General features: G+C 62.8%; 11 protein-coding genes and 1 pseudogene. 6 read left to right on the top strand and 6 right to left on the bottom strand.

Annotated elements, in window-relative coordinates; all coding sequences use genetic code 11:
• Positions 1 to 80 precede the first annotated feature (80 nt).
• The 5 genes from ACGYK7_RS02145 (at position 81) to dxs (ending at position 4,502) form a co-directional block, all read left to right on the top strand.
• Positions 81 to 593, top strand: coding sequence for a MarR family winged helix-turn-helix transcriptional regulator (locus ACGYK7_RS02145; RefSeq protein WP_067264985.1), 513 nt, complete (start codon positions 81 to 83; stop codon positions 591 to 593).
• On the top strand, positions 590 to 1,291 hold the full coding sequence (locus tag ACGYK7_RS02140) for a response regulator (protein WP_394398552.1): 702 nt from the start codon (positions 590 to 592) through the stop codon (positions 1,289 to 1,291). Before ACGYK7_RS02145 ends, ACGYK7_RS02140 begins: the two co-directional genes overlap by 4 nt.
• 108 nt (positions 1,292 to 1,399) lie before the next feature.
• Positions 1,400 to 1,642 (top strand): exodeoxyribonuclease VII small subunit, encoded by a 243-nt coding sequence (locus ACGYK7_RS02135; RefSeq protein ID WP_067264990.1) that lies wholly within the window; start codon positions 1,400 to 1,402, stop codon positions 1,640 to 1,642.
• 8 nt (positions 1,643 to 1,650) lie between these two features.
• Entirely contained in the window at positions 1,651 to 2,532 is an 882-nt protein-coding gene (locus tag ACGYK7_RS02130; protein WP_394398550.1) for a polyprenyl synthetase family protein, read from the top strand.
• 41 nt (positions 2,533 to 2,573) lie between these two features.
• On the top strand, positions 2,574 to 4,502 hold the full coding sequence (gene dxs, locus ACGYK7_RS02125; RefSeq protein ID WP_394398548.1) for a 1-deoxy-D-xylulose-5-phosphate synthase: 1,929 nt from the start codon (positions 2,574 to 2,576) through the stop codon (positions 4,500 to 4,502).
• Here dxs and ACGYK7_RS02120 read toward each other — a convergent pair.
• The 5 genes and pseudogenes from ACGYK7_RS02120 to ACGYK7_RS02100 all read right to left on the bottom strand — a co-directional run bounded on the left by ACGYK7_RS02120 (position 4,499) and on the right by ACGYK7_RS02100 (position 9,709).
• Positions 4,499 to 5,092: an exopolysaccharide biosynthesis protein gene (locus tag ACGYK7_RS02120; protein ID WP_394398546.1), complete on the bottom strand. Its 594-nt coding sequence runs from the start codon at positions 5,090 to 5,092 to the stop codon at positions 4,499 to 4,501. The genes dxs and ACGYK7_RS02120 overlap by 4 nt on opposite strands.
• Positions 5,093 to 5,118: 26 nt before the next feature.
• On the bottom strand, positions 5,119 to 5,973 hold the full coding sequence (locus tag ACGYK7_RS02115) for an SDR family oxidoreductase (protein ID WP_394398924.1): 855 nt from the start codon (positions 5,971 to 5,973) through the stop codon (positions 5,119 to 5,121).
• A 144-nt stretch (positions 5,974 to 6,117) separates the two neighbouring features.
• A pseudogene (locus ACGYK7_RS02110) lies at positions 6,118 to 8,002 on the bottom strand (polysaccharide biosynthesis protein).
• Positions 8,003 to 8,244: 242 nt separating this feature from the next.
• Entirely contained in the window at positions 8,245 to 8,856 is a 612-nt protein-coding gene (locus ACGYK7_RS02105) for a sugar transferase (RefSeq protein WP_394398544.1), read from the bottom strand.
• Between the two features lie 10 nt (positions 8,857 to 8,866).
• Complete coding sequence (locus ACGYK7_RS02100; protein WP_394398542.1) at positions 8,867 to 9,709, bottom strand: NAD-dependent epimerase/dehydratase family protein; 843 nt, start codon at positions 9,707 to 9,709, stop codon at positions 8,867 to 8,869.
• Positions 9,710 to 9,895: 186 nt separating this feature from the next.
• Here ACGYK7_RS02100 and ACGYK7_RS02095 point away from each other — a divergent pair, with 186 nt between their 5' ends.
• Positions 9,896 to 11,014: a polysaccharide biosynthesis/export family protein gene (locus tag ACGYK7_RS02095; protein WP_394398540.1), complete on the top strand. Its 1,119-nt coding sequence runs from the start codon at positions 9,896 to 9,898 to the stop codon at positions 11,012 to 11,014.
• Positions 11,015 to 11,016: 2 nt separating this feature from the next.
• Here the strand turns inward: ACGYK7_RS02095 and ACGYK7_RS02090 are convergent, their stop codons facing one another.
• Positions 11,017 to 12,261 (bottom strand): glycosyltransferase family 4 protein, encoded by a 1,245-nt coding sequence (locus tag ACGYK7_RS02090; protein ID WP_394398538.1) that lies wholly within the window; start codon positions 12,259 to 12,261, stop codon positions 11,017 to 11,019.
• Positions 12,262 to 12,375 lie beyond the last annotated feature (114 nt).

Here is a 12,375-nt window from a genome sequence, read left to right as displayed (position 1 = left end):
GATAGCCTTTCACTATTGGAATGTCAACAACGCTGACGTAAACTGATCCCCAACAGGCCCGAGAGAGAATGAGACATACTATGGCGGACGGGCGTATGATGGCCCCTAGCAGCGGCGACAGCCTGCTGTTTTTGACGGACGAACAACTGCGGCAGGGGATCGAGGCGATGTTCTTTGCCTATCGCGGTTTCACCGCCGATCCCGACCGGATTCTGGCCGATATGGCCTATGGCCGCGCACATCACCGTGCCATCCACTTCATCAACCGCGCCCCCGGCACGACGGTGAACAACCTGCTCAATATCCTCGGGGTCACGAAACAATCGCTCAACCGTGTCTTGCGCACGTTGATTGCCGATGGTCTGGTGCAGAGCAAGGTTGGCCGCAATGACAAGCGCGAGCGGCATCTGTTCCTGACCGACGAGGGTCGCAAGCTGGAACAGGAGCTATCGGACGCGCAGCGCGCGCGGATGCGTCTGGCCTTTCGCACCGCCGGACCCGAAGCCGTGGCCGGTTTCAGAACGGTATTGGAGGCCATGATGGATCCCGAAATGCGCCAGAGCTTTGACCGGCTGCGCGAAAGCGCCCCATGAACGATCTCGACCCGCATCTGCTGGTCGTCGACGACGATGAGCGGATCCGCAGCCTGTTGAAGAAATTCCTGATGCGGAACGGCTTTCTGGTCAGCACGGCCCGCGACGCGGCCCATGCGCGGCGGGTGCTGGCGGGGCTGGAGTTCGACCTCATCGTGCTCGACGTGATGATGCCCGGCGAAGACGGCATGGCCCTGACCCGATCCTTGCGCGAAACCCTGCAAACGCCAATCCTGCTGCTGACCGCCAAGGGCGAGACCGACAACCGCATCGAAGGGTTGGAGGCCGGGGCGGATGACTACCTGCCCAAGCCCTTTGAGCCAAAAGAACTGCTGCTGCGCATCAACGCCATCCTGCGGCGGATGCCCGACACCTCTGCCGCCGACACCGCACCAAAGGTGCTGTCGCTCGGCGTGATCCGCTATGACATGGAGCGGGGCGAGATGTGGCAGGGCGACGATCTGGTGCGCCTCACCACGACCGAGGTGCAGCTGATGAAGATCTTTGCCGCCCAGCCCGGTGTCGCGCTCAGCCGTGCCAAATTGGTCGAAGAATTGGGCCGCGACCGGGGGCAAGCGCAGGAACGTGCCGTCGACGTGCAGATCACCCGCCTGCGCCGCAAGATCGAAAGCGATCCGAAACAGCCGCAATACCTGCAAACCGTGCGCGGCGCGGGCTATATGCTGGCCCCGGATTGACCTAGGCCGCCTGCCGAAACGGGCCGGTAAAATTCATCGCGCAAGTCTGCTGGCAATGCGCGGCGCGAAGTTCTATTGTCGCGCGAAATTCCGACAACGAGGCGCGCAATGTCCGACACACCCGTAGAAGAGATGAACTTTGAGACAGCCATGGCCGAGCTTGAGAAAGTCTTGGGCCAGCTTGAAAACGGCAATGTCGCATTGGACGAAAGCATCGCGCTTTACGAACGCGGGGCCAAGCTTAAGGCGCGCTGCGAGACCAAGCTGAAAGAAGCTGAAGAGAAGGTCGCCGCGATCACGCTTGACGGCGACGGCAACCCGAATGGGCTGAAACCCGTCGAAGGGCTTTGACCGCCCACATGCAAGAGACCACCCCCCGTCCCTTGGCAGAGGCGCTCGCCCATGCCCGCGATCTGGCGCAAGCGCAGATCGAGGCCGCGCTCGGCGCCCATGACGGCCCCGTTGCCGAGGCGATGCGCTATGCCTGTAGCGGCGGCAAGGGGCTGCGCGGCTTTCTGGTGATCGAATCCGCCCGGCTGCATGGCATCGCCCCCGGCATGGCCGCCCCCGCGGCGGCGGCGATCGAGGCGCTGCATGCCTATTCGCTGGTGCATGACGACCTGCCCTGCATGGATGACGACGACCTGCGCCGGGGCCAGCCCACGGTGCACCGCAAATGGGATGAGGCGACTGCCGTTCTGGCCGGTGACGCGCTGCAAACGCTGGCCTTTGAACTGCTCGGCCAAGCGCCCTGCCCGGCGGAGCCGCGTCTGGCCTTGATGACCAGCCTCGCCCAAGCGGCGGGCGTGGGCGGCATGGTCGGCGGCCAAGCGCTGGACATCGCCGCCGAAACCGCCCCCGCACCGCTGTCGCTGGCCGAGATCACGGCGCTTCAGGCGGGCAAGACCGGCGCGCTGATCGAATGGTCCGCCATGGCCGGGCCGCGCATGGCCGGTGCCGATGCCACCGCCCTTGGAACTTACGCCAAACACCTCGGTCTTGCCTTTCAGATCGCCGATGACATCCTCGATGTCGAAGGCGACGCCGAAACCCTGGGCAAGGCCGTCGGCAAGGACGATGCGGCGGGCAAGGCCACTTTCGTGTCCCACCTTGGGTTGGCCGGGGCCAAGACCCGCGCCGCCGAATTGGTGGACATGGCCTGCGACGCCCTATCTGAATATGGACCAGAGGCGCAGAGCTTGCGAGCCGCTGCCGCCTTCGTTATTGCCCGCGACAGCTAGCCGGGCGGCACATGCGCCAATGCGGCACCAGAGAGGCCCCGATGAGTGACAAACCCGCCACACCCCTGCTTGATCAGGTCACCCGCCCTGCGGACCTGAAACGCCTGTCCGATGCCGAACTGACCCAAGTCGCCCGCGAATTGCGGGCCGAGACGATCTCGGCCGTGTCGGAAACCGGCGGGCATCTCGGCGCGGGCCTCGGTGTGGTGGAACTGACCGTTGCCCTGCACGCGGTTTTCGACACGCCGCGCGACAAAATCATCTGGGATGTCAGCCACCAGTGCTACCCGCATAAGATCCTGACCGAACGCCGCGACCGTATCCGCAGCCTGCGCATGAAGGATGGGCTGTCGGGCTTCACCAAGCGCAGCGAATCCCCCTACGACCCCTTTGGCGCGGCGCATAGCTCGACCTCGATCTCCGCCGCTCTCGGCTTCGCCGTGGGCCGCGATCTGGGCGGTGTGATCCCCGAAGGACTGGGCGACGCGATCGCCGTGATCGGCGACGGCGCGATGAGCGCGGGCATGGCCTATGAGGCGCTGAACAACGCGGGCGACCTGAAGAAACGTCTGATCGTGATCCTCAACGACAACGAAATGTCCATCGCCCCGCCGGTGGGCGCGATGTCGTCCTACCTCAGCCGCCTCTACGCCGAGGCGCCGTTTCAGGACTTCAAAGCCGCCGCCAAGGGCGCGGTGAGCCTGCTGCCCGAGCCCTTCCGCGAGGGTGCCAAACGCGCCAAGGACATGCTCAAGGGCATGGCCGTGGGCGGGACGCTGTTCGAGAACCTCGGGTTTTCCTACCTCGGGCCGATCAACGGGCACGACATGGAGCAGTTGCTGCCGGTGCTGCGCACCGTGCATCAACGCGCGACCGGGCCGATCCTGATCCACATTCAGACGCAGAAAGGCAAGGGCTACGGCCCCGCCGAAGCCGCGCGGGATCGCGGCCATGCCACGGCCAAGTTCAACGTGGTGACGGGCGAGCAAAAGAAAGCCCCCTCCAACGCGCCGAGCTACACCCGCGTTTTCGCCGACAGCCTGCTGGCCGAGGCCGCCGAGGACGACAAGATCTGCGCCGTGACCGCCGCCATGCCCGACGGCACCGGCCTCGACCTTTTTGCCGAACGCTACCCCAGCCGCTGCTTCGATGTGGGCATCGCCGAGCAGCATGGCGTGACCTTCTGCGCGGGCCTCGCCGCGGCGGGGATGAAGCCCTTCTGCGCGATGTATTCCACCTTCCTGCAACGCGGCTACGACCAAGTCGTGCACGATGTGGCCATCCAGCGCCTGCCGGTGCGTTTCGCCATCGACCGCGCCGGATTGGTCGGCGCCGACGGGCCGACCCACGCAGGCGCTTTCGACGTGGCCTTCCTCGCCAACCTGCCGGGTTTCGTGGTCATGGCCGCCGCCGATGAGGCCGAGTTGCGCCATATGGTCGCCACCGCCGCCGCCCATGACGACGGCCCCATCGCCTTCCGCTATCCGCGCGGCGAAGGGCGCGGGGTCGAGATGCCAGAGCGCGGCACCCCGCTGGAAATCGGCAAGGGCCGCATGATCCAAGAAGGCAGCAAGGTCGCGCTTCTGTCTTTCGGCACGCGTTTGGAAGAGGTCGAGAAAGCCGCCGAACAGCTTCGGGCCAAGGGCATCACCCCCACCATCGCCGATGCCCGTTTCGCCAAGCCGCTGGACCGTGAGATGATCCTCAAGCTCGCCCACGACCACGAGGCGCTGATCACCATCGAAGAGGGCGCCGTGGGTGGCTTTGGCAGCCATGTGGCACAGCTGCTGGCGGATGAGGCGGTGTTCGACAAGGGGCTCAAGTTCCGCTCCATGGTGCTGCCCGATACCTTCATCGATCAGGCCAGCCCGGCGGATATGTATGCCGTGGCGGGGATGAACGCCGAACAGATCGCCGCCAAGGTGCTCGCGGTGCTGGGGATCGGCGACTTGGACGCGCAGCGCGCCTAACTGGCGGCGGTCAGCACCAGCAGTGCACCCGCAGCCAGTGTGATCACCACACAGAGGTAGCCCAAGAGCACGAAGAGCCCGTCGCGGGTGAACAGCCCAAACACCAAGAGGGCGACGGTGCCCGCCCCCAGCGATGACATCATCGGCAGTACCTCCATAAAAGGCCAGCCGAGCGGGATGATCGTGACCACCACCAGCGTGATGAACCGCATCGGCCCGGTGGTGAGGAACTGAAGGCGCGGCTTGCAGCGTCCGTCGACGAAAGCGCAAGGGCGGCGCAGAAAGCGCACACAGCCGCTCAACCGATGGCCCGCGACCTCGCGCCGCAACAGAAACTGCGGCATCCATAGCCTGCGCCGTCCGGTCACCGCCTGCACGGCCAGCAGGATGATCGTCACCGCCGCGAGGGTCGAGACGCCGGGAATGCCCGACAGGGGGGAGACCAGCAGCAAGGCGACGATCAGGATCAGAGGGGTGATCGAACGGTCGCCGATCTCATGCAGCACGTCGTTGATCGACACCGCTTCCTTCTCTGCCGCGCGCTCCATGCTATCCAGCAGATAGGCCAACGTGTGTTCGTCTTGACGCATGCGATGCCTCGGGCGATGCCTTGGATTCAGTCTTCCGCCTCCAGCAGCGCGGCCAGACCAGAACGGTAGTCGGGGTAGATCGGTTGCCAGCCCAACGCCGCCTTGGCGTGATCGTTCCGGACCTTCTTGCTCTCTGCGTAAAAGCTGCGGGCCATGGGGGTCATCTCGGCCTTGTCGAAGTCCACCGCCGGGGGCATCGGCAGGTCCAAAAGCGCGGCGGCATGGCCGATCACATCCTGCGGCGGGGCGGGGTCATCGTCGCACAGGTTATAGATCGCCCCCGGCTGCGGCCTGTCCAGCGACAGTTCCAAGGCTTGGGCGATATCCTCCACATGAATGCGTGAGAAGACCTGCCCCGGCTTGATGATGCGCCGCGCCGTGCCCTTGCGGACCTTGGCGAAAGGCCCGCGCCCGGGGCCGTAGATGCCCGCGAGCCGGAAGATATGCAGCGGCAAGCCGGGAATCGCGCCCCATGCCGCCTCGGCCTGCACCCGCGCTGCGCCGCGCCGGGTGGAGGGGGTGAGCGGTGTCGTCTCGTCCACCCAAGCGCCCCCGTGGTCGCCGTAAACACCGGTGGTGGACAGATAGCCGACCCACCGCAAATGCGGGGCCGCTGCGGTGATTTCATCCTGCAGTTCCAGCAAAACCGGATCCCCCTCCGGCCCCGGCCCGGCAGAGACCAATAGGTTGGGAACCTCTTGCAAAAGCGCAGACAGATCGCTGCCGGGCCAGAGCATGGGCTCCACCCCCGACGCTGCGATCTCATCCAGTTTTTCGCGGCTGCGGGTCGTGCCGATGATGCGCCAGCCCTGCGGCATCAACCGGGCCGCCAAGGCGCGCGCGCTATAGCCATGGCCGAGGGAAAGAAGCGTTTTATCCATGCCGCCAAAGTGGCCCGCATGGGCCGCGACCACAAGCGGCAAGCGGTGGATTTACTCTTTCAATAGTTTGATCTGCTGCGATCTTCCGGCCCTGCTGGGCTTAGCACGGCACTTTCTTTCGCAGCCTGCGCACCATCCCCTACGTTACGAGGACTTCCGCAACGCCTCGGGCGGCGCGAACCCTTCGACCCAGCGGTACACCACCTGACGCGCCAGTGCTTCGTCATTCGCCACCAGCGCTTCACGCAGGTCTCGCAGGGCCGAGGCGATTTCAAGTTCGTGCAGCCCGTTTTCCCGCGCGGAATAGATTTTGGGATGCGCCGTATTGATCAGCAGACCACTCAACGTGAGTTCTTCGGTCATCTTTTCACCGGGGCGCAAACCAGTGATCTCAATCTCGATATCGCCATCGGGGTTGTCTTCGTCCCGCACGGTGTAGCCGGCGGTCTCAATCACCTGCCGCGCCAATTTGAGGATCGGTACGGGTTTGCCCATGTCCAGAACAAAAACCTCGCCCCCTTGGGCCAGCGATCCGGCCTGTAGGACCAAGCGCACAGCCTCTTCGACCGTCATGAAGTAACGCGCCACACCCCGGTCTGTCACCGTCAACGGGCCACCGCGGCTGACCTGCTCTTGGAACAGTGGCACGACCGACCCGGAGGACCCCAGAACATTGCCGAAGCGGACCATGGAGAAGATGACACCGCCCGGACCGCCATATTTGCGCGCCATATCCTGAATAACGAGTTCGGCAAGCCGCTTGGACCCGCCCATGATATTGGTCGGGCGCACGGCCTTGTCGGTGGATACGAGGATGAAACGCTCTACCCCTGCCCGGGCGGCCTGTTCGGCCAAAGCATGGGTTCCAAGGACATTGTTCACCAGCCCCGACAGCGGGTTCGCCTCGACCAAGGGCACATGTTTATAGGCCGCGGCATGGAGGACCACATTGACCCCGTGTTGCGACAGCACTTTGCGCAGTTGCCGGGTATCCGTTACCGTCCCCAAGACCGAGACGATCTCAATATCGCTGCCCTCGGCCAACTGGCGAATCTCCATGTCGGCGTTATAGAGGGCCAGTTCGCTCAACTCGAAAAGCACCAGTTTGGTGGGCCGGCACAGCAGCACTTGGCGGCACAGTTCCGACCCGATGGAGCCGCCTGCCCCCGAGACGAAAACCACTTTGCCCGCATAGCTTTCGCCACCTTCGTTAATCAAAGGCGCGACCTCATCCCGGTTCAAAAAGCGGCTCGGAGAGACGGGGGAGAGCTTGTCGACCAAAGCCTCTTCGCCGATCAGCTGCGCGAAGGAAGGGAGGGTTTGCACCTCGAGACCCAGCTTCTCCAACCGTCGGGCGATCTGGGCCTGTTTTGGGGGTGCTGAGCGACGGCACGGCCAGCAACACGCGGTCGATCTGCTTTTCGACGGCAAGTTCCGCGATGCCCCGTGGCGAATAGACCGGCAGCTTCGAGACGTTGAGCCCCTGAAGCGCGATATTGTCATCAACAAAGGCAATCGGTTCGATCGTTTCATGGCCGCGCAGGGCCGAAACCAGTTGCGTCCCCGTGGTGCCCGCGCCGTAGATCAAAACACGGCACCGCGCATCGCCCGTCCGGTAGATTTGCAAAACGATATGCAACAAGATGACCCGTGACAGCACCACCAGGGAGAAAAAGATCGCTCCGAACATCACATGCACGCCGATAGGGAAATCCAGCCCCAGAAGGGTCGCGCCCAGCAGGGATACGGCTGCAAGGGTGGTCCCTAGTATCGCGGTGCTTCCGACCGCTGCGGTTTCATAGGCATTGAGTTGCGTGGTGCAGACCCCCAAGCGGATCGAAACGATCACACCGACGATCAGGGTAAGGGGCAGCGTCAGGGCATAATTTAAGAAAACAACAACGAAGGGTTCAGGCAGCCCACGCACCGCCAGCGCGAGGATGGCAGCCAGTAAAATCAGACAGGAGTCGAGCGCCAGCATGATCACGCGCTTTTGCCGCTTGGTCAGCGACTTGATAATGCTCAGCATGCGCCGCTCCCCTGTTTACGGCTGTGTTTGAGAATGCACTGCACTCTCCGCCTGCGCACTACCATCTTCTGTCCTTGGCGCCGATGCACCAAACTAACGGCGAAAACGGCCAAACGCGCATAATACATCGCCATCCGAATCTACAACTGCTTAAATGTGCGGCAAACAATGCCACGCTTTGGTTAACAAAACCAATTCTTAACATATTTGCTCAACGGCGTCTCGTCCGACCACCGTAAACTTTAACCACGGCTAAAGAGGTTCTGGACGGTTTGCAGCATTAGATCAAAATCGAAGCAGACGCTTTGGTGGCGCTGATAGATCAGATCAAGCTGCGCCTTGCGCGGGACACAGACGCGACAATAGACATGATCGGTTTCTGCCGCGGTCTCGCAGCCTGACAGCAGCCGTTCTTCATGTTTGTGAAACCGGATCGTGGCCAGTCCGGTCACGCCGGGCCGGGATTTCAAAACCTTGCCGTAAACTTCGGGGAAACGCTCAACGTATTCACGCAGCGGCGGGCGGGGGCCGACAAAGCTCAGATCACCGCGCAGGATGTTCCAAAGCTGGGGAAACTCATCCAAGCGCCGCGCCCTGAGCCATGCGCCCGTGGGGGTGATCCGGGCGGCCTTGTTGCCGCCCGACACGCCCTGATCCTCTTCGGCCACGGTCATCGTGCGCAGCTTCCAAAGCTTGAAACTCTCTTCCGGCGTTTTCATCCGCTCGGCCACATGGAAAAGTGGCCGTCCCTCTTTGACCAGCAGCCAGACCAGCAACCCCAGAAGGATCGGCCCCAGGATGACGACAAGCAGGCTGGCGAAGAACAGATCGAAAATGCGCTTGCGCCAAGTCATTGATGGGTCTTCATCGTTTGTTCATATCCTGCTGCCATTCTCGCACCAAACCGGCGGGCGTTTGAGTTTCTGGCGCGAAATCAAAATGGCTTTCAAGTGCCTTCGTATCCAGCCGCACCTCGGGAATGGCGGAAGCAGGGGCCGGCTTGGGCTCCCACGCCAGCCCCGCCGCATCCAACAACGCGCCCATCTCGACCGCGCCGGGGGCCGCGATGTTCAGAATGGAGGGCAGGTGTTCTACATGACAAAGCGCGTGAAGCACCCGCGCCAAGGTCACCGGCCCGATGTAACTGCGGCTTGGCGTGCGGCCATTGGGGAAGCGATCAATCAGCATGCCCGGTCGCCAGCCGCCGAGGATCGCATCCGCCCCCGCTACGTTGCCGATCCGCAGCGCGGTGACTGCGGTCTTTCCGCTCGCCTCATGCACCGCCTGCTCCATCGCAAGCTTCTGCCTGCCGTACTCCGACAGCGGGGTAGAGGACAGACCCTCTCGCAGCGGGCCATCTGCTGCGCCGTAGACCGCCGCCGATGAGGCGACGAGAAGACGCGGGACGCCTGCCACCTTTGCCAAGTTCACCGCAGCTAGGGCGAGGGTCGCGTTATCCTCCAAGTCGGCAGCCCCCGCCCGGGCTGGCGTCACACCCGCCAAAGAGATGATCGCCCTTGCCCCACGTGCGGCTGCGAGGGCCGCATCGCTGGGGGTCTCTTCCGCATTCGGTAGCTTGAAATCATAAAAGCCGGGACGCGGCTCTCTCGACTGACTGCGCAGCGCCTCCGGCCTCGGCCAATGACGGCGCAACATGCCGCCCAGCTGACCCGTCGCGCCAAGTAAGACCACGCCGTCGAATGCCACCCCCCTGTCCGAAGCCGCACTGCCCATTGAAATCATTGACGCCATAGGTTCAGTCATTATCCTGCCGAATTGGAATTGTAATCATAGGCCGCGCAGGCACTATCCTGCGAGACCCGTTATTTTACATTAGACATTGATCAAATACCCCGGTTTGCCGGCAACACATTCGGAAGCGATGCGCATCTTATGAAGCACTTCAGTAAGCTGTTCCTCTCGATCCTGCTGGCATCCTCTCTCGCGGCCTGCGCGAGCCTTCCGCGCGGCGCCGCCATTCAGAAAGAAGTGACACAGGCGGCGGAAACTCCGGATGCGGATATTGCTGTCTATCCGGTGACCCACGCCTTTCTGCCCCATGTCGCCCAATGGCCCCGAACAGATGGGAAGCGCCATAGTTGGATCGGCGCCAGCCGGGGGTCGAATGCCCAAGTCATCCGCCCCGGTGATCGGCTAGACCTTTTGGTCTGGGACAGCGGCGACAACTCCCTGCTGACATCACCGGCTCAACAAGTCGCCACCCTGCCCGGCATTCGCGTCTCAGAAAGCGGGACGATCTTCATGCCCTATATCGGGAAGGTCAAAGTCTCTGGCCGCACACCGGATTCGGCCCGTCAATTGCTGCAACGACAGCTTGAGGGGATCGTGCCCTCCGCACAGGTGCAATTGGCAATGACCGAAGGGCGCAGCAATTCGGTTGACCTCGTGGGCGGGGTGAACAAACCCGGCAACGTCCTGATGCCGGACAACAACTTCACCGTTCTCGCCGCCATCTCGGCTGGCGGCGGTGTGCTCCCCAGCATCGAAAACCCGCAGGTCAAACTGCTGCGCGGCGCCAATATCTATACCACTTCGATTGACAGGCTTTACGAGAACCCAAGCCTCGATACCCGGCTGATCGGGGGCGATAAGCTGATCATCGAAGATGACCGCCGCTATTTCCTGTCGCTGGGTGCCGCCGGGCGAGAGGCACAGTTTCCCTTCAACCGCGACGAAGTCTCGGCGCTGGACGCATTGGCGATCATCGGCGGGGTGAACGAATCCCGCGCCGACCCCGAAGGCATCCTGATCCTGCGCGAATATCCCGCCAGCGCGGTGAGTGCGGGCGTGCGCGGCCCGCGCCGCACGCGGGTGGTGTTCACGCTGGATCTCACGACATCCGACGGGCTGTTCTCGGCGCGGAATTTTCACATTCAATCCGGCGATCTGGTGCTCGCGACGGAAAGCCCGCTGTCGGATACCCGCACCATTCTGGGCCTTGTAGGATCGGTCTTCGGGCTGGTGAATACCGCCGGAAACCTCGGCAACTGACCCTAGCCGATCCGCTTGCCCTCCGGCACCAATGCGTTGATCTGCGCGAGGTGTTCGGGCAGGCAGCGGGTTAGGAAATCGTAGTTCTCGACCACATGCGCCCGCGCCGCCGGGCCGAGATGGGCATGGTCCTGCGGATGGGCAAGCACCTCTACCACCTGTGCCGCCAGCGCATCGGGGTCGAAGAAATCTACCAGCAGGCCGGTTTTACCATGAGTCACGGCCTCGCGCACCGGGGCCACGTCGGAGGCGACGATTGTGGCCTGCATCGACATGGCTTCGAGCAGGGACCAAGACAGCACGAAGGGCATCGTCAGATAGATGTGGCAGCGGCTGATCTGCACCAGCTTCTTAAAGTCGGAATAAGGCACTTTGCCTACGAAATGCACGCGGTCCCAATCGACCCGATCCTGCAACTCTGCCGCCATCTCTCCGCGCAGACCGCCGGGATGATCGCTCTGCTTGCCGTAGGAGACCTCATTGCCGCCGACGATCACCACCCGCGCATGGGGCCGTTCGGCCAAGATACGCGGCAGCGCGCGCATCATCGTGTGAAAGCCGCGCGTTTTTTCCAGATTGCGCGCGACATAGGTGATGATCTCATCCTCGCGCGTCACGGGCCGCGCCAAACGCCCCAGACGCAGGCTTACATCCGGGTCGGGCAAGAGCTGATCGGTGCGGATGCCATCGTGACAGACATAAAGCTTGCGGTGAAAGCTCTCGGGAAAACGGTCGCGCTGCCAATGGGTCGGGCAATGGCCCAGATCGACGGTTTCGATATTGGCCAGCGGCACGATGTTGCGGGCATGGTTGAGGTAGGGCGCATGGGCCGAGATTTTCTCGGCAGGGTCAAAACCCACCATCCCGCCGGTCATGTTATAGTAATACTCGAAATAACCGATGATCGGCACGTCCGGCCAAAGCTGTTTGAAAAAACTCAGCTCTCCCCAACCGACGTGACCGATGATGAGGTCAGGGCGAAACCCCTCTCGCGTTTCGATCTGCTGGGCGGCGTTGACGGCGCCAAACCCATTGCCCGAAGCTTCCTCCCAAATGCGCGACAGACCATAGGCCTTCTCTTCGGGGCGGTGATGGGGGCGATAGACACGGGTTTCGACCCCCGGCAACTGCGGCGCGTTCTGACGTTGGGTCAGAAAATAAATGCGATGCCCGCCCGCCTGCGCCAGCCATTGTATCAATTCTCGATATTGGCCGGGCATGTTCTGATGCACAAAGAGAAAATTCATATAGTCGTTCCACAAATGCCTTGCGCGTCAGTTAGCCGTAAGCGGCGCGCTCTGGCAACATCGCGCGCCCTTTCCAAGGGCAGGATCGCTTGAACCTCCCCCAGCCCTATGGCA

The sequence above is a fragment of the Sulfitobacter sp. 1A15299 genome (assembly GCF_043556915.1).
GTDB lineage: Bacteria > Pseudomonadota > Alphaproteobacteria > Rhodobacterales > Rhodobacteraceae > Sulfitobacter.
The sequence above is the reverse complement of the archived record's forward strand: the minus strand, read 5'-3'. Positions and strand labels throughout refer to the sequence as shown.